Source organism: Nocardiopsis oceani, assembly GCF_054777395.1.
Genome location: NZ_BAAHAR010000002.1, coordinates 146849 through 168495, shown reverse-complemented (window position 1 = coordinate 168495; position 21647 = coordinate 146849). Strand labels below are relative to the sequence as shown.

The 21647-nt window shown below is 68.9% G+C and carries 20 protein-coding genes; 8 read left to right on the top strand and 12 right to left on the bottom strand.

All coding sequences use genetic code 11. The features are described from left to right. Positions 1 to 15 precede the first annotated feature (15 nt). From ACYVDG_RS01745 to ACYVDG_RS01725, 5 genes are all read right to left on the bottom strand, one after another. Positions 16 to 1128, bottom strand: coding sequence for an FKBP-type peptidyl-prolyl cis-trans isomerase (locus ACYVDG_RS01745; RefSeq protein WP_460746153.1), 1113 nt, complete (start codon positions 1126 to 1128; stop codon positions 16 to 18). A 150-nt stretch (positions 1129 to 1278) separates the two neighbouring features. Continuing rightward, positions 1279 to 2637 (bottom strand): Pup--protein ligase, encoded by a 1359-nt coding sequence (gene pafA / locus ACYVDG_RS01740; protein ID WP_460746150.1) that lies wholly within the window; start codon positions 2635 to 2637, stop codon positions 1279 to 1281. 109 nt (positions 2638 to 2746) lie between these two features. Further along, positions 2747 to 3505 (bottom strand): proteasome subunit alpha, encoded by a 759-nt coding sequence (prcA, locus tag ACYVDG_RS01735; RefSeq protein ID WP_460746147.1) that lies wholly within the window; start codon positions 3503 to 3505, stop codon positions 2747 to 2749. Between the two features lie 58 nt (positions 3506 to 3563). Further along, entirely contained in the window at positions 3564 to 4433 is an 870-nt protein-coding gene (gene prcB, locus ACYVDG_RS01730) for a proteasome subunit beta (protein WP_460746144.1), read from the bottom strand. 162 nt (positions 4434 to 4595) lie between these two features. Next, positions 4596 to 4799, bottom strand: a complete 204-nt coding sequence (locus ACYVDG_RS01725; RefSeq protein WP_460746143.1) for a ubiquitin-like protein Pup — start codon at positions 4797 to 4799, stop codon at positions 4596 to 4598. 676 nt (positions 4800 to 5475) lie between these two features. Between ACYVDG_RS01725 and ACYVDG_RS01720 the strand changes: the two genes are divergently transcribed. The 3 genes from ACYVDG_RS01720 to ACYVDG_RS01710 all read left to right on the top strand — a co-directional run bounded on the left by ACYVDG_RS01720 (position 5476) and on the right by ACYVDG_RS01710 (position 9120). Further along, positions 5476 to 6627, top strand: coding sequence for a S1 family peptidase (locus tag ACYVDG_RS01720; protein ID WP_460746141.1), 1152 nt, complete (start codon positions 5476 to 5478; stop codon positions 6625 to 6627). A 480-nt stretch (positions 6628 to 7107) separates the two neighbouring features. Beyond that, entirely contained in the window at positions 7108 to 8268 is a 1161-nt protein-coding gene (locus tag ACYVDG_RS01715; RefSeq protein ID WP_460746138.1) for a S1 family peptidase, read from the top strand. 201 nt (positions 8269 to 8469) lie between these two features. Continuing rightward, on the top strand, positions 8470 to 9120 hold the full coding sequence (locus ACYVDG_RS01710) for a DUF4352 domain-containing protein (protein WP_460746134.1): 651 nt from the start codon (positions 8470 to 8472) through the stop codon (positions 9118 to 9120). A gap of 292 nt (positions 9121 to 9412) precedes the next feature. Here ACYVDG_RS01710 and dop read toward each other — a convergent pair whose 3' ends face one another. From dop to ACYVDG_RS01690, 4 genes are all read right to left on the bottom strand, one after another. Then, entirely contained in the window at positions 9413 to 10936 is a 1524-nt protein-coding gene (gene dop, locus ACYVDG_RS01705) for a depupylase/deamidase Dop (RefSeq protein WP_460746130.1), read from the bottom strand. Positions 10937 to 11222: 286 nt separating this feature from the next. Continuing rightward, on the bottom strand, positions 11223 to 12992 hold the full coding sequence (arc, locus tag ACYVDG_RS01700; RefSeq protein ID WP_460746127.1) for a proteasome ATPase: 1770 nt from the start codon (positions 12990 to 12992) through the stop codon (positions 11223 to 11225). Positions 12993 to 13199: 207 nt separating this feature from the next. Next, on the bottom strand, positions 13200 to 13430 hold the full coding sequence (locus ACYVDG_RS01695; RefSeq protein ID WP_460746125.1) for a helix-turn-helix domain-containing protein: 231 nt from the start codon (positions 13428 to 13430) through the stop codon (positions 13200 to 13202). 7 nt (positions 13431 to 13437) lie between these two features. Next, positions 13438 to 14106: a DUF6597 domain-containing transcriptional factor gene (locus tag ACYVDG_RS01690; RefSeq protein WP_460746123.1), complete on the bottom strand. Its 669-nt coding sequence runs from the start codon at positions 14104 to 14106 to the stop codon at positions 13438 to 13440. 100 nt (positions 14107 to 14206) lie between these two features. Here ACYVDG_RS01690 and ACYVDG_RS01685 point away from each other — a divergent pair, with 100 nt between their 5' ends. Continuing rightward, the gene (locus ACYVDG_RS01685) at positions 14207 to 14614 is read left to right on the top strand and encodes a DUF1761 domain-containing protein (protein WP_460746122.1); all 408 of its coding nucleotides are present in this window, start codon (positions 14207 to 14209) and stop codon (positions 14612 to 14614) included. 89 nt (positions 14615 to 14703) lie between these two features. On the opposite strand, the gene ACYVDG_RS01680 is transcribed toward ACYVDG_RS01685, so the two are convergent. Continuing rightward, entirely contained in the window at positions 14704 to 15747 is a 1044-nt protein-coding gene (locus ACYVDG_RS01680) for a tRNA (adenine-N1)-methyltransferase (protein ID WP_460746121.1), read from the bottom strand. 196 nt (positions 15748 to 15943) lie between these two features. On the opposite strand from ACYVDG_RS01680, the gene ppgK reads away from it, so the two are divergent. Beyond that, positions 15944 to 16699 carry a polyphosphate--glucose phosphotransferase gene (gene ppgK, locus ACYVDG_RS01675; RefSeq protein WP_460746120.1) on the top strand — a complete coding sequence of 252 codons (756 nt, stop codon included), beginning with the start codon at positions 15944 to 15946 and terminating at the stop codon, positions 16697 to 16699. A 372-nt stretch (positions 16700 to 17071) separates the two neighbouring features. On the opposite strand, the gene ACYVDG_RS01670 is transcribed toward ppgK, so the two are convergent. After that, positions 17072 to 17497 carry a hypothetical protein gene (locus ACYVDG_RS01670; RefSeq protein WP_460746117.1) on the bottom strand — a complete coding sequence of 142 codons (426 nt, stop codon included), beginning with the start codon at positions 17495 to 17497 and terminating at the stop codon, positions 17072 to 17074. Positions 17498 to 17709: 212 nt separating this feature from the next. Between ACYVDG_RS01670 and ACYVDG_RS01665 the strand changes: the two genes are divergently transcribed. Continuing rightward, positions 17710 to 18972: a helix-turn-helix domain-containing protein gene (locus ACYVDG_RS01665; RefSeq protein WP_460746258.1), complete on the top strand. Its 1263-nt coding sequence runs from the start codon at positions 17710 to 17712 to the stop codon at positions 18970 to 18972. Between the two features lie 32 nt (positions 18973 to 19004). Beyond that, entirely contained in the window at positions 19005 to 19478 is a 474-nt protein-coding gene (locus ACYVDG_RS01660; protein WP_460746114.1) for a hypothetical protein, read from the top strand. 92 nt (positions 19479 to 19570) lie between these two features. On the opposite strand, the gene ACYVDG_RS01655 is transcribed toward ACYVDG_RS01660, so the two are convergent. Continuing rightward, entirely contained in the window at positions 19571 to 20737 is a 1167-nt protein-coding gene (locus ACYVDG_RS01655; protein WP_460746113.1) for a site-2 protease family protein, read from the bottom strand. 77 nt (positions 20738 to 20814) lie between these two features. Between ACYVDG_RS01655 and ACYVDG_RS01650 the strand changes: the two genes are divergently transcribed. Beyond that, a complete protein-coding gene (locus tag ACYVDG_RS01650; RefSeq protein ID WP_460746112.1) occupies positions 20815 to 21618 on the top strand; it encodes a RecB family exonuclease in 804 nt (267 codons plus the stop codon). Positions 21619 to 21647: the final 29 nt, after the last annotated feature.

Genomic DNA, 21647 nt, shown 5'->3' with positions numbered 1-21647 from the left:
CCACCGGGGTGGGTCCTACTCCGACTCCTCCTCGTCCGCTTCCTCGTCGGCCTCCTCGTCAGCGCCTTCCTCAGGGGCCTCCGGGTCGCCTTCCTCGTCGAGCTCGGGCGGCGGCGGGTTGTCGTAGGCGCCGAGGACGTCGACCACGAACACCAGGGTGCCCGCGGGAGCGCCCTGCTCCTCCGCGTCGTCCCCGTAGGCCAGGTCCGGCGGCACGACCAGCATCAGGCGGCTGCCGACGTTCTCGCCGACGATGCCCTCGTCCCAGCCCTCGATGACGGCGCCGCCGCCGATGGTGGTGTCGAAGGGGACACCGCCCTGGGCCCACGAGGAGTCGAAGACCTCGTTCTCGCCGGACTCCTCCTCGGGCTCCCAGCGCACGCCCGTGTACTGGACGACGATCTGCTGCTCCTCCTCGACCTCGTCGCCCTGGCCTTCGATGAGCGGGGTCACCTCGAGCTCTTCGGGGGCATCGGTGTCGGGGACGTCGATAACGGGCTCGGAGTGGCCTTCCTGCGTCACGGTGGGCAGGTCGCCGCCGCCGTCGTCGGTCTGCTCGCCGGGCACCACGGCGCCCTGGCTGAAGCTGTCCACCATGTCCATGACCAGGACGCTCGCGCCCTCGGGCGCCGGCTGACCCATCTGCTCGGCCTGCTGCTGCTCCTCCTCGCTCAGCGGCGGGAAGACGTAGACCGCACGGCTGTCGAGCGGCTGGCTGACCAAGGTGTCGGTGATGTACTCCGGCATCTGGTCCATGCGGATGAGGTCGGGGGCCCCGCTCTCGTAGCTGGACTGGCCCTCGACCGGTTCGCCCTCGCCGGGGGCCGTCCACTGGTACTGGACGACATTGGCGACGACCAGGTCGTCCGCTGCGACCAGGTCACCCTCACCAGACCCTTGGCTGACGATCCCCGAGATCTCCTCGTCCGGAGGCTCGATGTCGGGGATGGTGATCTCGGGTTCCTCACCGACTTCGCCGGTGACGTCGGGCAGCCGCGAGTCGAGCTCGTCGTCGTCCGACTGGAGGAAGGCGGGGGTCCGCCAGTCCTCCGGGATCGATGCGCAGCTGGAGGCCACCAAGGCGATGGCGGTCATCGGCACCGCGATGGCGGCAGCACGTCGGTGCATGGGTCACAACCTCTGATTTCCGGCTCAGGACACGGTCACACTACCGAACAGTCAGAGTATGGCCACCCATTGGAGCGCTCCGGATACGACAACCCCGCGGGAAGCCGCCTTCAGCTCGCCCGCGGGGCCCGCGCACAAGCGATTCGAAGCTCACATCCCGGCGATCAGTTTCTCCACCCGCTCGTCCACGGACTTGAAGGGGTCCTTGCACAACACGGTGCGTTGTGCCTGGTCGTTGAGCTTGAGGTGGACCCAGTCGACGGTGAAGTCCCGGCGCTGCTCCTGGGCGCGGCGGATGAACTCGCCGCGCAACCTCGCCCGCGTGGTCTGCGGAGGAACCGACTTGGACTCGAAGATTTTCAGGTCGCCGACCACCCGGTCCATCTGGCCGCGGTTCTGCATCAGGTAGAACAGGCCGCGGTCGCGGTGGATGTCGTGGTAGGTGAGGTCGAGTTGGGCCACCCGCGGCGAGGAGAGCGTCAGGTCGTGCTTGTCCCGGTAGCGCTCCAGCAGCAGGAACTTGGCGACCCAGTCGATCTCCCGCTGGACCGTCTCCAGGTTCTGGGTCTCGACCGCCTCCAGGGTGCGCTGCCACAGGTCCAGGATGCGCTTACCCGAGGCATCGGTCCCGTGGCGGTCCACGTAGCTCTGCACCTTCTCCAGGTACTCGCGCTGGATCTCCAGCGCGCTGGCCTCGCGCCCGTTGGCCAGGCGCACCTTGCGGCGGCCGGTCATGTCGTGGCTGATCTCCCGGATCGCCCGGATCGGGTTCTCCAGGGTGTAGTCGCGCATGACGACCCCGGCCTCGATCATCCGCAGCACCAGGTCGGTCGAGCCCAGCTTGAGGAGGGTGGTGGTCTCACTCATGTTGGAGTCGCCCACGATGACGTGCAGTCGCCGGAACCGCTCGGCGTCGGCGTGGGGCTCGTCCCTGGTGTTGATGATGGGGCGGGACCGGGTGGTCGCCGAGGAGACGCCCTCCCAGATGTGCTCCGCGCGCTGGCTGACACAGAACAGCGCCCCCCGGGGTGTCTGCAGGACCTTGCCAGCGCCGCAGATGATCTGGCGGGTGACCAGGAAGGGGATCAGGACGTCGGCGAGACGGCCGAACTCGCCGTGTCGGCCGACCAGGTAGTTCTCGTGGCAGCCGTAGGAGTTTCCCGCCGAGTCCGTGTTGTTCTTGAACAGGTAGATGTCCCCGGCGATGCCCTCCTCGTGCAGGCGCTGCTCGGCGTCGACCTGCAGCCCTTCCAGGATCCGCTCGCCGGCCTTGTCGTGCGCGACCAGGTCCGCGAGGCTGTCGCACTCGGGGGTGGCGTACTCGGGGTGGCTGCCCACGTCCAAGTAGAGGCGGGCACCGTTGCGCAGGAACACGTTGCTGCTGCGCCCCCAGGAGACCACCCTCCGGAACAGGTAGCGGGCGACCTCGTCGGGCGACAGGCGCCGCTGTCCCCGGAAGGTGCACGTGACCCCGTACTCGTTCTCCAGCCCGAAGATCCGTCGTTCCACGCGGCCTCACCAACTTCCCGTCACCGTGGTGTGGACGACGGGGCCGCGCCGCCCACACCCACCCGGCCGGTGCGGCGCCCGTGTGGCGCCGCACCGTTGTGCTTTCAGGTCACTCGTCGGCCTGGCCCCCGTTACTGTCCCCGCCCTCGCTTTCGGAGGCCTCCTGACCGGCTTCCTTGCCCTCCGCGATGAGGGAGGCCAGGCGGTTGCCGTGGATACGCCGGAACTTGCGGTGCTGCCGGGAGCGTTCCAGGACGGCGACCTCGAGGTTGGCGGCCTCCAGTTCGCGCTCCTCACCGTTCTCGTGGGCGAGCGCGTGGGTGGCCGCGTTCAGGGCCGCGCTGAGGGGCGCGTCGGCGACGAAACGGTCCTTCAGGATCCCGGCGACGTGCTCGGAGGAGCCGCCCACCGCGACGAAGCCCTGTTCGTCGACGATGGAGCCGTCGAAGGTGATGCGGTAGATCTCGTCATCGGCCGCCGTGTCGCCGACCTCGGCGACGACGATCTCGACCTCCCAGGGTTTGAGGCTCTCGCTGAAGACGGTGCCCAGGGTCTGGGCGTAGATGTTGGCGAGCTGACGGCCGCTGACGTCGCGGCGGTCGAACTGGTAACCGCGTACATCGGCGAAACGGACGCCCATGAGGCGTAGGTTCTCGAACTCCGGGTAGCGGCCGACCGCCGCGAACCCGATGCGGTCGTAGAGTTCGCTGATCTTGTGCAGTGTGCGGGACATGTTGTCCGCCACCAACAGGATTCCGCCCTCGTACTGCAGGACGACGGCACTGCGGCCGCGCGCGATGCCCTTGCGCGCGTAGTCCGCCTTGTCCTTCATCTGCTGTTCGGGGGCGACGTAGAACGGCATCGACACCGCGGATCGTTCCTTACCTAGTAGGGAGAAGTCTGTTGTGGGGGCGGTGGTGACCGCTTCAGCTCAGCGGCGCCCTGGGGCCGTCGGGGTGGACTGCGCGCCCTTCGACCACCTGGGTCGCCAGTCGTGCGACTTCGTCGGTGGAGATCCGCCGGTGCCCGTCCTCCGTGATGACGTCGACGAGGGGGAAGATCTTGCGGTGCAGGTCGGGGCCGCCCGTGGCGGAGTCCTCGTCGGCGGCGTCGTAGAGCGACTCCAGCGCTACCTTGATCGCGCTGGTCTCGTCCAGGTCGTCCCCGTACAGCTTCTTGATGGCGCCCTTGGCGAAGACCGAACCGGAGCCGATGGAGTGGTAGTGGTGCTCCTCGTAGCGTCCGCCCACCGCGTCGTAGCTGAACACCCTCCCTAGTTCGGTGTTCTCGTCGAAGCCGACGAGGAGGGGGATGACCACGAAGCCCTGCAGGGCCATGCCGAGGTTCGAACGGACCATCTGGGCGAGTTTGTTCGCCTTACCTTCAAGGGAGAGGGAGCGGCCCTCGAGTTTCTCGTAGTGCTCCAGTTCGACTTGGTAGAGCTTGGCCATCTCGATGCCGATCCCCGCGGAGCCGGCGATGGCCACCGCGGAGAACTCGTCCGTCCGGTAGAGCTTGTCCATGTCGCGGTTGGCGATGACGTTGCCCTGGGTGGCACGCCGGTCGCCGGCCAGTAGGACGCCCCCGGAAAAGGTCAGGGCGACGATGGTCGTGGCGTCCGGGGTGAGATGTTCGGTGCCCCCGCCGCCGGAGCTGACGCCCCTGCCACCGCCGGAGCTCAGGTGCTGTCCGGGCAGCAACTCGGGGTTGACCGCCCGGAGGAACTCGGTGAAGGACGAGGTGCCCGCACTCATGAAAGCGGCTGGCATCCCCTTGCCCTCGAACCCTTCGAACACGCGACTCCCTCCACTCGCGCCCCACCCCTTATCTGGGGCGGCCAGGGCGCCTGTCATCGGTATGTCTGTCGGCCGGCAGACCTCCCGGCCGGTGAGGTTGACCCTAACCCTGCGCACTCCGGGACCGAGGGCTCCCGGATGCGCTGTCAGCGAACCCGGGGGTCACTGTCCGCCCTTCTGCACGAACTGCCGCACGAAGTCCTCGGCGTTGCTCTCCAGCACGTCGTCGATCTCGTCCAGGATGTCGTCGACGTCCTCGTCCAGCTGTTCGTTGCGCTCCTGGGTCTCCTCCGCGGACTGGGTCTCCTCGACCTCTTCGTCGCGGCGCGACGAGTGCTTCTGACCGCCGTCATCCTTCGCTGCCATCGCTCTTTACCTCCCGTTCGGGGCTCTCGCCCTTATCTTGGCCCAACGGCACCCGGCTCAACCCCCTTCCCGGGGGCCGATACTCGCTAGTTACCTCGGAATCGTCCCGTGTGTGCGCACAGGGGTGCGCACCGAGTCGGATTCGTCTCGGGCGTGTCCTCAGCGGGCCCCAACGGAGTTGTGGTCCGGGTTTGTTCCGGCGCCACGACACACCCGCTCCCCCACAGTCGCGATGCGCACACCTGTGCTTGATTCGTACATGATCTTCACCCTGGGCAGCCTTGTGACCACCCAAGTTGCGGATGCGTGTCCCTCTCGTCACGGATGGTACGACATACCAGTGTCCGCATCCGGCCACTTTGCCGGTCTTGTGTTACTGACGAGTTTGTGATCCATATACACCCCTTCACGAAAAGCAAAGGTCAGGCACTACGTCACCCAGAGTGATCGCAGTCAAGAGTCCCTTGATCCCATGATCCAGTTGACCCCTGAGTGAATTATCAGCTTCGCGGACTTTCGCTGCCCAAGATGTTCACTTATGGTTTGAAATCGTTTACTGAGTGTCTTAGTAAACGGCGAGGGTCCCGGACCATCCGTGACCCTGGGCCCGGGTTCGTCCCCCCGGACGACCCCCAAGGGCCAACCCCCACCCATTCCCCAAGGAGAGTAGGGATCAATGCGACCCTCCCCCGTTATCTCCGCTATCGGCACGGGAGCGCTGGCCTTCGGGCTGACGCTCTCCGTCGCGCCGGGATCCGGTGCCGCCACGGTGCCCGCCGAGCCCACCCCCCAGGACGGCGCCTCCACCATGGAAGAGGCGCTTGAGCGGGACCTCGGCCTCACCCCGTTCGAGGCCGAGGACCTGCTCGACGCCCAGCAGGAGGCCTTCGGGCTCGACGCCGAGGCCACCGAGGCGGCCGGAGCCGCCTACGCCGGCTCCGTGTTCGACACCGAGACCCTGGAGCTGACCGTCCTGGTGACGGACACCGCCGCGGTGTCGGACGTCGAAGCCGCCGGTGCCGAGGCCGAACTGGTCTCGCACGGCACCGAGGGCCTGGAAACGGTCATCGACGAGCTCGACGCGGCCGGTGGCCAGGCCGGCGTCGCCAGCTGGTACCCGGACGTCGCGAGCGACACGGTCGTCATCGAGGCCACCGACACCGCCAGCGCCGAGAGCTTCATCGAGGCCGCGGGCGTGGACGCCTCCACCGTCCAGGTCGAGCAGACCGACGAGATGCCGGAGCTGTACGCGGACATCGTCGGCGGTGACGCCTACTTCATGGGCGGCGGACGCTGCTCCATCGGGTTCGCGGTCACCGACAGCTCGGGCGGCGAAGGGTTCGTGACGGCCGGCCACTGCGGCACGAGCGGCACGTCCGCCGAGAGCGAGGACGGTTCCGGCTCCGGCGTCTTCGCGGAGTCCGTCTTCCCGGGTGACGACGCCGCCTACGTGGAGGCCACCTCCAACTGGGACGTCACCAACACGGTCAACATGTACGACGAGGGCGGCACCCAGACCGTCGGCGGCTCCAGCGAGGCGCCGATCGGTTCGGCCGTGTGCCGTTCCGGTTCCACCACCGGGTGGCACTGCGGGACCATCGAGGCCCGCGGTGAGACGGTGAGCTACCCCGAGGGCACCGTCACCGGCATGACCCGCACCGACGTGTGTGCCGAGCCCGGCGACTCCGGCGGTGCGTTCATCGCCGACGACCAGGCCCAGGGCATGACGTCCGGTGGCTCCGGCAGCTGCTCCGCCGGCGGCACCACGTACTACCAGGAGGTTGCTCCGGTGCTGAGCACCTGGAACCTCAGTCTCGTGACGAGCTAACCGGCTCCAGCGCAGACACCCCGCGCCCCCGTCCGCACCAGCGGGCGGGGGCGTTCGCGTGCCCGAGGAGACCCGAGGAGAACCGTGCCGAGGAAAGCACTGCGCCCGGTACCCGGCCCCCACGCCTGTGGCCACGCATGTTACGGATGCGTGGCCGGGGGAACACGGATGGCACCCAGTACCGCTGTCCGGATCCGGCCGCAAAGCCCCCCTTGCGCACCGGACCCGGCTTCGCTCCGTGACACAGCGACTCCGGTCCACCCAGGTGGGCGCCGCCACCGACACGCTCAGCGACGAGGATATGACCGACCATGGGATGAACCCATGTCGACCTGAATGCTAATCCGCATTTCCGGCCTTTCGCTCATCAAAATGTGCATCTATGTTGGTCGTTGTTTACCGAATGTCTTGGTAAGCACCCGGGAGCCGAACCCCATTCGTTTCCCGATCCCCCGTCAATCCCCCAGGAGAGTAGGGACCATGCGACCCTCCCCCGTTGTCTCCGCTATCGGCACAGGAGCCCTTGCCTTCGGCATGGCACTGGCCGCCGCCCCGGGAGCCCTGGCGGCTTCCGGCCCCCTCCCCCAGTCCCCCACCACCGACTCCGACGCGTCCTCGATGGAGGAGGCGCTCGAGCGCGACTTCGGTCTGACCTCGTCCGAGGCCGACGATCTCCTCACCGCCCAGGACACGGCCTCCGAGATCGACGAAGCCGCGGCCGAGGCCGCCGGAGACGCCTACGGCGGCTCCATTTTCGACACCGACACCCTCGAACTCACCGTTATGGTGACCGACCCCGCATCGGTCGACGCCGTGGAAGCCGTCGGCGCCGAGGCCGAACTGGTCTCCCACGGCACCGAGGGCCTCGACGCCATCGTCCAGGACCTCAACGAGGCCGCCGCGGAGCCGGGCGTGGTCGGCTGGTACCCGGACGTGGACGCCGACACGGTCGTTCTGGAGGTCCTCGACGGTTCCGGTGCCGACGTGGACGCCCTGCTGGCCGACGCGGGCGTGGACGCCTCAGCCGTCGACGTGACCACCACCAGCGAACAGCCCCGGGTCTACGCCGACATCATCGGCGGCCTCGCCTACACCATCGGTGCCGGCAGCCGCTGCTCCGTCGGCTTCGCCGCCACCAACGCCTCCGGCCAGCCCGGCTTCGTGACCGCGGGCCACTGCGGCGCCCCCGGCGCCTCGGTCTCCATCGGCAACGGCTCGGGCGTCTTCGAGAACTCGATCTTCCCGGGCAACGACGCCGCCTTCGTCCGGGGCACGGCCAACTTCACCCTCACCAACCTGGTGAGCCGCTACAACACCGGCGGCTACGCCCAGGTCACCGGGCACAGCCAGGCACCGGTCGGTTCGGCCGTGTGCCGCTCCGGTTCCACCACCGGGTGGCACTGCGGGACCATCCAGGCCCGTGGCCAGTCGGTGAGCTACCCCGAGGGCACCGTCCACGACATGACGCGCACCAACGTGTGCGCCGAGCCCGGCGACTCCGGCGGCTCCTTCATCGCCGGCAACCAGGCCCAGGGCGTCACCTCCGGCGGCTCCGGCAGCTGCGCCATCGGCGGCACCACGTACTACCAGGAGGTCAACCCCATGGTGAACTCCTGGAACCTCAATCTGACGACCAGCTAACCAACGCCACCCCACCGGGGCCGTAGCGCCCCATCCCCCGGCGTCCCCGTCCGCACCCGCGGGCGGGGACGTTCGCGTCCCGGCCCCCTGCCCCGGCACCTTCCGAAGCGCCGAAAAAGGTGTAATCTATGCCAACCACCGCGGAAAGAGCCCGCTCCTCCCACCACGGCGGATTCCGCCACGTGATTCGAGGAGCACTCAATGAACAGGACCGGTTGGATCACGGTAGCCGTCACCGCGGCATTCGCACTGATGATCGGCTTCGGCGCGGGATGGGTCTCCTACCAGACCTATCTGAGGGCCAGCCTGGAATCGGCGTTCGAGGAGACCGGGCTCGACCTCGGCGACGACGCGGACGTTGAGGAGGCCGCGGAGCCGGCCGACGAACCCGCGGAACAGCCGGAGGACGAAACCGCTTCCCAGGCCGAACCCGCCTCATGGCCCAACGCTGTCGCCATGGGCGAGAGCGCCTCGGACGGCACTTGGGACATCACGCTGACGAACGTGGAGCGGACGTCGCAGATCTCCGGCTCCTACGACAACGCGACGGCCGCGCAGGGCCGGGAGTTCGTCGTACTGGAGGCGGAACTGACCAACGACTCCACCGGGCCCCAGGCTCCCGACGCCGAGGACAGCGAGGTCGTGGACACCGAAGGAAGCCTGTACGCGTGCGACCTCGACGCACTGTGGGCCTTGAACGACGACTCCATGTACACCGACGTCAACCCCGGCGGTTCGGTGACGATCAGCGTCCCGTTCGACGTCGCTGAGGGGACCGAACTGGAGGTCGCCCTGTTGACCGGGGTCTGGGACGGGCAGGGGGCCGCGGAGCTGCTGATCGAGGAGGGCTGAGGCCCGGAGATCAGCGCTCCCGGGGGGAGCCGCCCCAGACGTCCCCGTCCGGCCCAGCGGGCGGGGACGTCCTCGTCGCATGATGGCTTCCGCACCTCTGCGAACAGGCACAACGCGCCTAGCGTGGAACAACCGACGCGGGGAATACCGGTCCCCGCAGCACGAGCACCAGCCCAGCGCGAAACCGAGGTCCCCGCGCCCGATTGAGCCAGCTTCCGACCGCGTAACCGGCGGACGACCGAGTCGGAGCACCGGGTCGGCGCACCGTTACAGGGGCGCCGCCCGGACGGGTTCAGCTCTTGCGGCCTCCCGCCAAGACCGCAACCAGGTCCGCGGCGGTCGAGGAGGCGTCCAGCAGCCCGCCCACGTGCTCCTTGGTGCCCCTGCGGGGATCCAGCGTGGGCACGCGCTGCAGGGAGTCGTAGCCCGGCAGGTCGAATATCACCGAGTCCCAGGAGGCGGCGGCCACCTCGTCGGCGTACTTGGCCAGACAGCGGCCCCGGAAGTAGGCGCGGGTGTCCTCCGGCGGCTCGGTGATGGCGCGGGTGACCGCGGACTCCTCCACGAGGCGCCGCATCCGGCCGCGTGCGGCCAACCGGTTGTACAGGCCCTTGTCGGCGCGCACGTCGGAGTACTGCAGGTCCACCAGGTGCAGACGCGGGTGGGACCACTCCAGGGCGTCCCTGCTGCGGTAGCTCTCCAGGAGCTTGAGCTTGGCGACCCAGTCGAGTTCGGTGGCCAGGCTCATCGGATCGGAGGCCAGCCGTGAAAGCACCGACTCCCAGAGGTCCAGGACGTCGGCCGTGTCGGGGTCGACGTGGGTGCCGTACCGGTCCTCGACGTACTTGCGGGCCTGGTCCAGGTACTCACCTTGCAGCTCCAAGGCGGTCATCCTGCGGCCGTCGCGCAGCCGGACCCGGTGTTCCAGGCTCGGGTCGTGCGAGATCTCCCTCAGGGCCGCCACCGGCGTCTCCAGGGACAGGTCCGAGCTGAGGAAGCCGTCCTCGATCATCGACAGCACGAGCGCGGTGGTGCCCAACTTGAGGTAGGTGGACACCTCGCTCATGTTGGCGTCACCGATGATGACGTGCAGGCGCCGGTACTGGTCGGGGTCGGCGTGGGGCTCGTCCCGTGTGTTGATGATGGGACGCTTCAAGGTGGTCTCCAACCCCACCTCCACCTCGAAGAAGTCGGACCGCTGCGAGATCTGGAAACCGCTGCCCTGGCCGTCCGAACCGATCCCGACCTTGCCCGAGCCGCACACGACCTGCCGGGACACGAAGAACGGGATCAGGTGCCGGACGATGTCGCCGAAGGGAGTCGACCGGTTCATCAGGTAGTTCTCGTGGCAGCCGTACGAGGCGCCCTTGTTGTCGGTGTTGTTCTTGTACAGCTGGATCGGCTCGATGCCGGGGGTGGCACCGGCCCGAGCGGCTGCGTCCGCCATCACCCGCTCACCCGCCTTGTCCCACAGGACCGCGTCCATCGGGTTGGTGACCTCGGGGGCCGAGTACTCGGGATGGGCGTGGTCCACGTAGAGGCGGGCCCCGTTGGTGAGGATGACGTTGGCCAGCCCCAAGTCCTCGTCGGTCAGCTGGGTGGGGTCGGCGACCTCCCGCGCCAGGTCGAACCCGCGCGCGTCACGCAGCGGGTTCTCTTCCTCGAAATCCCAGCGGGCCCTCCTGGCCCGGGCCGCCGAGGCGGCCAGGTAGGCGTTGACCACCTGGGTGGAGGTGACCATCGCGTTGGCGCCGGGGTTGCCCGGCACGGAGATCCCGTATTCGGTCTCGATACCCATAATCCGCCGCACACTCATGGTGAGAGGTTATCCGCCACGGACCTGTCTTGAACGCTTCCGCGCCAATTGTGGCCTAAGCGCCGTCTTCCCGGGCGTTTCGAAAACCCCCAGCACGCGACATCATCGCAGGTCAGGGCGGATCGGTCGGGGATTCGCAGGGGAACCGAAACCGTGCGCGGGCCGAAGTGCCGCACACGCCACTGGACCGTATTGCCTCCCCCTCTTTCGCCACGGCACCCGAACCGGCGAAGGGCCGACCGGACAAGTCCGATCGGCCCCAGCCGAGCACATCGAGCGCGTGTTCCTACAGATACTGGCCGGTATTGGCGACGGTGTCGATGGACCGACCGGAGTCGGCGCCCTTCTTGCCGGTCACCAGGGTCCGGATGTAGACGATGCGTTCGCCCTTCTTGCCCGAGATCCGGGCCCAGTCGTCCGGGTTGGTGGTGTTGGGCAGGTCCTCGTTCTCGCTGAACTCGTCGACGCAGGCCTGCAACAGGTGGGAGACCCGAAGGCCCTTGGACTGCTGGTCGATGTAATCCTTGATCGCCATCTTCTTGGCCCGGGAGACGATGTTCTCGATCATCGCGCCGGAGTTGAAGTCCTTGAAGTACAGGACCTCCTTGTCACCGTTGGCGTAGGTGACCTCCAGGAAGCGGTTCTCCTCACCCTCGGTGTACATCCGCTCCACGACCCGCTGGATCATGGCGTCCACCGTTGCCTTCGCGGACCCGCCGTGTTCGGCGAGGTCCTCGTCGTGCAGCGGCAGGTCCTCGGTGATGTACTTGGCGAAGATGTCGCGGGCGCCCTCGGCGTCGGGCCGCTCGACCTTGATCTTGACGTCCAGGCGGCCGGGCCGCAGGATCGCCGGGTCGATCATGTCCTCACGGTTGGAGGCGCCGATGACGATGACGTTCTCGAGCCCCTCGACACCGTCGATCTCACTGAGCATCTGCGGGACGATGGTGTTCTCCACGTCGGAGGACACCCCCGAGCCGCGGACGCGGAAGACCGAGTCCATCTCGTCGAAGAACACGATGACCGGTGTGCCCTCGGAGGCCTTCTCCCTGGCACGCTGGAAGACCAGTCGGATGTGCCGCTCGGTCTCCCCCACGTACTTGTTGAGGAGCTCCGGACCCTTGATGTTGAGGAAGAAGCTCTTCCCGAGGTCCTTGCCGGTGAGGTCGGCCACGCGCTTGGCCAGCGAGTTGGCGACCGCCTTGGCGATGAGGGTCTTACCGCACCCCGGGGGGCCGTAGAGCAGCACGCCCTTGGGCGGGGTGAGCTGGTGCTCCAGGAACAGGTCCTTGTAAAGGAAAGGCAGCTCGACCGCGTCGCGGATCATCTCGATCTGCCCGGACAGCCCACCGATGTCGGTGTAGGCGATGTCGGGGACCTCTTCGAGGATGAGTTCCTCGACCTCGGACTTGGGGATCCTCTCGTAGACGTACCCGGACCGGGGCTCCAGCAGCAGGGAGTCCCCCGCCCGGATGGGCTCGTCCTGCAACGGCTCCGCCAACCGGACGATCTTCTCGTCGTCGTGGTGCGAGATCACCAGCGCCCGCTCACCGTCCTCAAGGAGTTCCTTGAGCATGACGACTTCACCGACGGTCTCGAACGACTCCGCCTCGACGACGTTGAACGCCTCATTGAGCATGACCTCCTGGCCCGGCCGCAGGTCGTCCATGTCCACGGAAGGACTGACATTGACCCGCATCTTGCGGCCGTTGGTGAAGATCTCGACGGTCTCGTCGTCGCGGGACCCAAGGTAGACACCGAAACCCGACGGCGGCTGCGCGAGCCGGTCGACCTCCTCCTTGAGTGCCACGATCTGCTCGCGCGCCTCCTTCAGTGTGGAGACGAGCCTCTCGTTCTGCCCGTTCGCGGCAGCCAGGTTGGCCTGGGCTTCCCTCAACCGCTCCTCGAGCAGGCGTACATGTCGGGGCGAGTCGGCGAGCTTACGCCGAACCACGCTGAGTTCCTTTTCCATATAGGAGACCTGGGCCGTGAGTTCAGCGACTTCACGGTCCCGGTCGCTCTGACGCTCGTCTTCGCGCTCGGCCACGTCCGCCACCTCCCTATGAGAAGGACGACTACTCGGGAGCCTACCTACCCCTGCCCATTTCCTAACCTCCCAGCTGCGGGGAGTGTCTTAGACCTCATTTTTAAGCCTTGTATATGCGCAGGTCATGCTGGTAGCGGATGACCCGACGTAATGAGAAAGTAACCTCCGTGGTCGGGCCCGGGCAAGCACTGCCCAGGAGATTCGGCACCGGTCCCGCTAAACACCCCAGCTCCTGAGCGACCGCAGATAGACGCCCGGGGTGACACCGGCGACCCCCCGGAAATCGTTGGTCAAGTGCGCCTGGTCGGCATACCCCAGCTCGGCCGCCAGTGCCGCCAGCTCCACTTCGGGGCGCGTCGCCAGCACCCGGGCGACCTCCTGCAACCGCACCCTGCGGCTCACCCACTTGGGCCCGTGCCCCAGCGTCGCCCCGAACGCCCTCTGCAAGGTCCGCTCACTGACCCCGAACCGCGCCGCGAGGCTCTGCCCGGCACGCGACCGCACCCGGTCCGCCAACTCCGTCAGCGCGGCGTTGGCAAGCAGCAGGTCGGCACCGGCACGGCACCCGTCCAGGCGCCCCCCCGATCATCCCGTCGGCCAGCCGTGCACGCGCCTCGGGGGTGTCCCCCGCCGCCACCCCCGCCATCAGGGAGTGCAACCGGGGGTCCAGCTCCGGGGTCAGCACCACCGTGGCGTCGGCCACGCGCCCCGGGCGCAGGTCTCCGAGCAGGGCGAGTCCGGCCGGGCGCAGCCGGACCGCGAAGACGCTGCCCGAACCGGTGATCCGCCGCCGCCACGCCTTCCGGTGCACGCCCGTGACCACAAGTGGCCCCGGCACGTCACCCTCCTCGACGGTCAGCGTGACCGCCGGCAGGTCGATGACGCGCTGGGCGAGGGCCTCCCCGGGCGCGAGGTTCCAGCGCACGCACCAATACCGGTCGACCGCAACCCGCACATCGGGGGCGGGGTCGAACCAGGTAGCCCGGTACCGCTCCAGGTTGCGCGGTTGGAGCATGCCCGAGCGCTCGTCGGGACGGATCGGCCGTCCGGCACCCTGCCCCGGCACGTCACCTTCTGCCGACCCGTCACCCTCCTCCTGCCCCTCGGCGCGAGTCCTCGTCATGCCGTTGAACGTGCCCGCTGTCGGCTTTGTCCAAGACACCCGGCGAACCCCGGCGAAGGATCGGTGACCACACGAATCCACCTCGGCGAACGGGGAGCACATGGACACCATGGAACCGAACTGGCTCGCCGCGGCGCTGGCCGCGCTCGCGTACTACTTCCTCGGGGCACTGTGGTTCACCCCTCTGTTCGGCCGGCTCTGGGACCGCTCGATCGGCTTCGAACGGCCCAAGGGGAACCGTTTCCCCGCCCTCTACTACGTCGCGCCGCTGATCAGTGCCTGCGTGGTCAGCCTCGTGGCGGTCCTGCTCACCACCGCGCTGGGCATCGACCACCTCACCGGGGCACTACTCCTCGGCCTGGCCCTGGGCACCGGATACGCGGCGGTCTCGGTGACCAACGCCGTCACGCCGCACACCCCTAAGCCGCTCCTGCTGGGTGCGGTGACCGGCGGCTACCACCTCGTCGGCGCCGTCCTGGCCTGCACCGTCATCGTCGCCCTGACCTAGGCCCGGATGCCACGAAGCTGCTCCACCGACATGAAGGGCCCGCCCGGAAGGTTCTCCGGACGGGCCCCGCAACAGGTCGGCGAACCGGGCTACTCGTCGTCCCCGGAGACCTTCGGCTCTGTGGTCGGCGCTTCGGGAGCCGTCGCCTCCGAGGGCGTACCGGAAGTCTGCTCTGCCGATGCCGCGGCCGTCGCCTCGGGCGACTTCTCCTCGGGGGCGCGCGCCGCGGGCTTGGCCGCCTTCGCGGCGGCGTCGGCGGCAGCCTTCGCCGCCTCGTAGTCCTTGCCGTAGGCGCCCTTGGCCGGGCGGCGGCGACGCTCGGGGGCCGTGACACCGTCCGCCAGGCGTCGCGCCGTCACCAGGAAACCGGTGTGGCCGATCATCCGGTGGTCCGGGCGCACCGCCAGTCCCTCCACGTGCCAGGTGCGCAGCATGGTCTCCCACGAGCGCGGCTCGTAGAAGCGCTCGTCCTCGCGCATCTCCTCCACCACACGGGACAACTGGGTGGTGGTGGCGACGTAGACGCACACGAGGCCGCCGGGAATCAGTGCCTGGGCGACCGCGTCCAGGCACTCCCACGGCGCGAGCATGTCCAGGAAGACCCGGTCCACCTCGGTCTCGTCGAGCTCCTCGACCAGGTCGCCCACGGTGAGCTTCCAGGCCGGGTGCGGCCCGCCGTAGAACCTCTCCACGTTCTTGCGCGCGATCTCCGCGAAGTCGGCCCGGCGCTCGTAGGAGTGCACCATGCCCTGTTCACCGACCGCGCGCAGCAGCCAGTTGGACATGGCGCCGGAGCCGGCCCCGGCCTCAACCACCCGGGCACCCGGGAAGATGTCGGCCTCGACCATGATCTGGGCCGCGTCCTTCGGGTAGACGATGGTCGCCCCGCGCTTCATGGAGAGCGTGTAGTCGATGAGCAGGGGGCGCAGGGCCACGTAGGCCGTGCCGGTGTTGGAGCGCGCCACACTGCCTTCGGGCTCACCGATGAGGTCGTCGTGCGCGACCTTGCCCTTGTGCGAGTGGAAGGCTCCACCCTCACGCAGTGTGATGGTGTGCATGCGACCCTTGGGGTCGGTCAACTGCACGGTGTCGCCGTCGGTGAAAGGGCCGCGGCGGCCATGGATACCGGTCAACGTCGCTCTCGTCTTCCCGCGTCGCGTTTGGTCAGGGCAGTCGCCCAGCGTATCGGGCTTCCACCACCGCCACGAACCACCGCTTCCGAAGGCACCCGCCCGACAGCGTGCGAATCCCGGCCGCCTCGGGCAGTATCAGGCGTGTGGCAGCGCCACGCCCCCATCCACTTGACGAGGACCACGGGAGACACGACCCATGTCACAGCCGACCACGGGCCTGGGAATCGACATCGGCGGCAGCGGCATCAAGGGCGCACCGGTCGACCTGGTCTCCGGGGAGTTCGTCAGGGACCGCCGCAAGATCCTCACCCCCGACCACTCCGACCCCGCGGCGGTGGCGGCGATCGTGGGCGAGATCGCCGCCCACTTCCCCGAGGCCGAGGGCGCTCCCTTCGGTGTCACCTTCCCCGGGGTGGTGCAGAACGGAGTGGTACGCACCTCCGCGAACCTGGACAAGAGCTGGGTCGGCACGGACGCGCGGTCCCTGTTCGCCGAGGCCGCCGGCCGCCCGGCCCAGGTCCTCAACGACGCCGACGCCGCCGCGCTGGCCGAGAACCGCTACGGGGCGGCCAAGGAAGTGGACGGCACGGTCCTGCTCACCACTCTGGGAACAGGGATCGGCACCGCCCTGGTCGTGGACGGGCGCCTGGTGCCCAACACCGAGTTCGGCCACTTGGAGGTCGACGGCCACGACGCGGAGACACGCGCCTCCTCCGGGGCCAAGGAAAGGGACGGGCTCGACTACCGCGACTGGGCCAAGCAGCGGCTCCAGCGCTACTACCGCACGGTCGAGGACCTGGTGTGGCCGGACCTGATCGTGGTCGGCGGCGGGGTGAGCCGCAAGTCCCACAAGTTCCTCCACCACCTCGACATCCGCACACCGATCGTGCCGGCCGCGCTGCAGAACACCGCGGGCATCGTAGGCGCTGCCCTGTCCGCCGCACAGGGGTAGGGGTCCTCCACGACGGACAGGGGCGGAGCTAGGGCCCAGGTCATACCCTCCGGATCACTCCGCCTTCGCGGTGCCGGGCTGCCGCCCGCCTCGATGTCGGCTGCATCAACACGGGCGAAAGCACTCCGGAGAACACTCCCTCGGGGCGCTTAACGCGGGGACCAGTGCCAAGCGACCCTCCAAAAGAGGAGGCCCAACCGTCCTCCGCGCGAAGGACGGCCTCTGTTCGGGTGCCGGACGGGCCTGGGGCCCGCACAGAGGGAGACTGGGTTCCGGGACCAAACCCAGACACCGCCCTGACACCCGGGACCGTGTTTGCGGCACGACCCCGTCTTCACGCGGGTGGGCTCAGGCCACCCACGCACGTTTCATTCAGCCACCCTCCGAGGAAGTGGACAGGGCTCCCACGATCCGCAGGGCAGCGTCGGAGGTCCGAGTGGCCGGGGAGAGCGGCACCCCTGACAGCTCACGGGGAACGCCGTCCTGACTCGGCCAGCGCATCCACCACCAGAGGTCACCACGGTGGGGGCGCAGCAGAGCCCGCTGCGGACGGGCGGCCGGCCCGGCGTCCACGACACCGAACACACCGTCCTCCCGGGCCTCGACCCCGTGTGCCCGCAGTTCCGCGGCCATCCCCCGCAGAGTGAGAACGGCCAGGTCCACCTGGCACACCGGGTCCACCTGGCACACCGGCTCGGGTGCACTCTGTCCGAACCCGCTCTCCGGCTGGGCTCCCCACCCCTCGTGCCCGTCCCCGGACAGGCCGGGGTTACCCGCCGGTGGCGACTCAACGGTCACGTGGCCTCCCTTTCCTCTCCGGGTCCGGCACGTGCCTCCGGACCAGCGACTCCTTCACTCTGCCGCATGCTGAGAGGGCTCACCTACCGCTATGCGGATCACGCATCACACCTTCTTTTTCACACATAGCCACTAACGGCGGCCGGAATCCCTAATCTAAGCTCATGCCCCAACCAGACGGCCTTCCCAAAGACCTGTGGACCCGACCGCGCATGGCCGCCGCCCTGGCCACCTGTGACATGCCGACGGTCATCGAAGGCGTGCGCACCGCACGCGGATGGTCCCAAGGTGAACTCGCCCGCGCGCTCACCTACTCCCAGAGCTGGGTCTCCCGGGTCGTCAACGGCCAACAGTCGCTCACCGTCAGCCAGGTCCAAGACCTGGCCCGGCGGCTCGGCATCCCACTGCACCTGCTCCGCTTCGGCGGCACGACAGCACAGGAGCGCCCCACCCGGAAGGTGGTGGACCCCACGAAACGACGCACCTTCGGAAAAACGGTCGCCGTGAGCACTCTGATGAGCACGGCCCCGCACGCCCCGGGGGAGCACGAGGCGTACCCCAGCGTCAACGAGACCACGGCGCCCTCGCTGCGCACCATCACCGGCGGCCAGCGCCGCATGGACGCCACCTCCCCCGCCCGCCACCTGCTGCCCAGCTCGGTAGCGCACGTGCATCTGTCCGAGCAGATGCTCGGGAACGCGCGCGGGACACCCTTCCACACCGAACTCAGTGCCGCCGCGAGCGAGGCCTCGGGCTTCGCCGCCTGGCTGAGCGCCGACCTCGGCGACATGGGATCGGCCCGCATGCACTACCGCACGGCCATCGTGCGCGCCCGCCAGGCCGGGATGCGCCTGCTCGACGTGTACATGCTCGGCTCCCTCGCCGCCTTCGAGATCGAGACCGCCGAGGACCCCGAACTCGGCCTGGGCCTCGTCCAAGAGGCCGAACACGTCCTCGGCCCCTCGGCCCACCCCACCGCACGCGCCTGGCTGGCCTGTATCGGCGCGCTGGCGCACGCGGGGACCGGTGACCGCGCCGCCGCGGCCCAAGCCATCCGCCGCGCCGAACACGAGGTGGCCAGCCCCGACAACGCCCAGCCGCCCTGGCCCTGGGTGTTCGCCTTCGACCACGCCAAGGTCGCCGGATACCGCGCCCTGGTGGGGGTCCGCCTCCGCAGCCCTGAGGACGCCCTCTCCGCCTTCGCTGAGGCCGTCGCCCCCGCCCCGCACAACGTCAAGCAGTCGGCGCTGCTCAAGGTGGAACTCGCGTCGGTGCACGCCGAAGCGGGCGACAGCGACGAGGCCTTCAGGCTGGCCCAGGAAGCACTGGTCACCGGGGTGCGTTACGACTCCGAGCGCGTGGTGGGCCGGGTGCGCTCCTTCCGCAGGCGTTACCGGGGCCCGCGTTCGCACTTCGTCGACGACCTGGACCACCGGTTGTCGTCTCTGGTTACCGGCCTGCCTCTTCGTGGGTAGAAACCCGGCGAAGCGAACATCCGGGAGGTTTCGTGATTCGTATCGGTATCACCGGACACCGCGGCTTGCCCCCAAACGTGAACGGCGCCGTTACCGACATGGTCAGAGCCCACCTTGAGCCCTACGGATGCGACATGGTGGGCCTGTCCTGCCTCGCCGACGGCGCGGACGCCGTCTTCGCCGAAGCCGTGGTCTCCACCGGCGCGCCGCTGGAGGCGATCGTCCCCGCCAGCGGATACCGAGAGGCCCTGCCCGCCGAGCACCACCCGGTCTACGACCGGCTCCTGGAACAGGCGGTCCTCGTCCACGAGTTACCGCACAGCCAGTCCGACCCCAGCGCGCACATGGCCGCCGGGCGCCTCCTGGTCGAGAAGTGCGACCAGCTCCTGGCGGTCTGGGACGGCCTGCCCCCGCGCGGTCCCGGCGGCACCGCCGACGTGGTCGACTACGCCCGCTCCCTGCACCGCCCCGTCACGGTGCTGTGGCCCGAAGGTGCCCGGCGCTGAGCGCAGAGCACGCAACGCCGACCGGGCGTACTCCGATCTCCGGACCGAGCCCCGCTGTCCCCGACGTCCAGCCGCTCCCCCGGCATCCGGCCCTACTCCCCCGGTTGCCGGCCCGCCATCACGGCGTTGACGTCCACGGCCCGCAACACCCCGAACAGGGCCCCGTCTGCCTCCACCACCAGGTACTCGGGCAGCGGATAACGGGTGAGCTCCGTCAAGAGCTCCTCACCCTCCAGGTCCGCGGAAACCGTCGAGTGCGCGGTCAGCGCCCGCGACACGTCCGACACCGGAACCCAGGCCCGGCGCGCGTCGCTGATCGCCCCCGCCGCGGAGGGATGCACGACCGAGACCGGAGTGCCGTCACTGTCCGCGACCACGGCGGTGTCCACGCCCGCCTCCGACAGCCTGCGGTCCACCTGCGCCAGCGGCAGGTCCGAGGGCACCACGACGGTCGGTCTGGCGAGCGCACGCGCACGCAGGCCCGGCACCCGCGCCCGGATCCGGGCGTTGCGCAGAGCCTCGGTCGCGCCCATCCACATGAATCCGGCCAGCAGCAGCCCCCACACGACCGCCCACGGGCCCGGGGTGGTCCCCGCGCTCCAGGCGAACAGGAACGGCAGCGCCACGACCCCGAGGGCCAGCACCCGCCCGCCCCAGGCCGCGACCACACTGCCGGTGTGCGGGTTACCGCTCAGCTTCCACACGCCGGCGCGCAGCAGGCGCCCGCCGTCCAAGGGGAGCCCCGGCAGCAGGTTGAACACACCCACGAGCAAGTTGGCGATCCACAGCTGGAAGAGCAGCTCACCCGTGACGGTGAAGGGGTCGGCGAAGTATGCCAGCGCGAACGCGCCAGCCGCCAGGACCAGGGAGAGCAGTGGGCCGGAGAAGGCGATCCAGAACTCGCGCCCCGGTGTGGGCGCCTCGCGGTCGATCTCCGAGACCCCGCCCAGCACGTACAGCACGATGCGGCGCACCGGAAGCCCGTAACCGCGGGCCACCAGCGAGTGGGCCAGTTCGTGCACGAGCACGGAGGCGTAGAGGAGGATCGCGAAGACGAAGGCCAGCAGATAGGCGGAGGGGCCCAAGGCCAGCCTCGCCTGGACGATGCCCCCGTACACCAGGGTGATGATCACCGCGACGATCCACCAGGACGCGGTGACGTAGACCGGGACCCCGAAGGGTCGGCCCAGCAGTAACCCCGGCTTCTTCTTCGCACGGTCGTCGGCCCGGGAACTGGGGTGGTCGCTGCCTCTGGTCACGGAACCCAGACTATGGCCCCAGCTCGGATGGTCCTCTCGTGGGTCGAGTCCGGGGCACAAGTCATAGGGTCGGATACATGACCACCGCGCCGCTGCCGACCGCCCTCTCACCTTCCCGGGCCTCCGACTTCCTCCAGTGCCCGCTGCTCTTCCGGTTCCGCACCATCGACCGGCTCCCGGAGGCCCCCAGTGCCGCGGCCCTGCGCGGCACCCTGGTCCATGCCTGCTTGGAGCGCCTGTACGAGCTCCCCGCCCAGACCCGCACCCCGCGCACCGCGCTGAGCCTGGTCGATCCCCAGTGGGAGAAACTCCGCAAGCGCAAGCCCGAGCTGGCCGAACAGCTCTTCGACGGCGAGGAAGCCGTCCAGGAATGGCTGGAGTCGTCGCGGAAGCTGGTCAAGCGCTACTTCGACTTGGAGAACCCCGAACACCTGGAGCCGCGCGAGCGCGAGATGCGCCTGGACGTCTCCCTGCCCACCGGCCTGCGGCTGCGCGGCTACGTCGACCGGCTCGACGTGGCGCCCTCGGGCCAGATCCGGGTGGTCGACTACAAGACCGGCAAGTCGCCGCACCCCAGGTTCGAGGACAAGGCCAAGTTCCAGATCTTCTTCTACGCGGTGATGATCTGGCGCGACCTCGGTGTGGTGCCCGCCCGCCTCCAGCTCATCTACCTGGGCGATGGTTCGGTGCGCTGGTACGACCCCACCGAGGAGGAGCTGGCCGCCGCCGAGGCCGAGATCGCCGACATCTGGGCGCGGATCGAGGCGGCCGGGCGCGCGGGCGTGTGGGAGCCCAAGCGGAGCAAGCTGTGCGGCTGGTGCGAGCACCAGGCCATCTGCCCGGAGTTCGGCGGAACACCGCCCCCGCTGCCCACCGCGTGAAGGGAAAGCCACAGCCCGCGGCCCAAGGG

Bases quoted from the DNA above. Each gene is read 5' to 3' on its own strand.
- ACYVDG_RS01745 (WP_460746153.1), bottom strand. From the start codon at position 1,128: ATGCACCGACGTGCTGCCGCCATCGCGGTGCCGATGACCGCCATCGCC.
- ACYVDG_RS01725 (WP_460746143.1), bottom strand. From the start codon at position 4,799: ATGGCAGCGAAGGATGACGGCGGTCAGAAGCACTCGTCGCGCCGCGAC.
- ACYVDG_RS01720 (WP_460746141.1), top strand. From the start codon at position 5,476: ATGCGACCCTCCCCCGTTATCTCCGCTATCGGCACGGGAGCGCTGGCC.
- ACYVDG_RS01715 (WP_460746138.1), top strand. From the start codon at position 7,108: ATGCGACCCTCCCCCGTTGTCTCCGCTATCGGCACAGGAGCCCTTGCC.
- ACYVDG_RS01710 (WP_460746134.1), top strand. From the start codon at position 8,470: ATGAACAGGACCGGTTGGATCACGGTAGCCGTCACCGCGGCATTCGCA.
- dop (WP_460746130.1), bottom strand. From the start codon at position 10,936: ATGAGTGTGCGGCGGATTATGGGTATCGAGACCGAATACGGGATCTCC.
- ACYVDG_RS01690 (WP_460746123.1), bottom strand. From the start codon at position 14,106: ATGACGAGGACTCGCGCCGAGGGGCAGGAGGAGGGTGACGGGTCGGCA.
- ACYVDG_RS01685 (WP_460746122.1), top strand. From the start codon at position 14,207: ATGGACACCATGGAACCGAACTGGCTCGCCGCGGCGCTGGCCGCGCTC.
- ppgK (WP_460746120.1), top strand. From the start codon at position 15,944: ATGTCACAGCCGACCACGGGCCTGGGAATCGACATCGGCGGCAGCGGC.
- ACYVDG_RS01665 (WP_460746258.1), top strand. From the start codon at position 17,710: ATGGCCGCCGCCCTGGCCACCTGTGACATGCCGACGGTCATCGAAGGC.
- ACYVDG_RS01650 (WP_460746112.1), top strand. From the start codon at position 20,815: ATGACCACCGCGCCGCTGCCGACCGCCCTCTCACCTTCCCGGGCCTCC.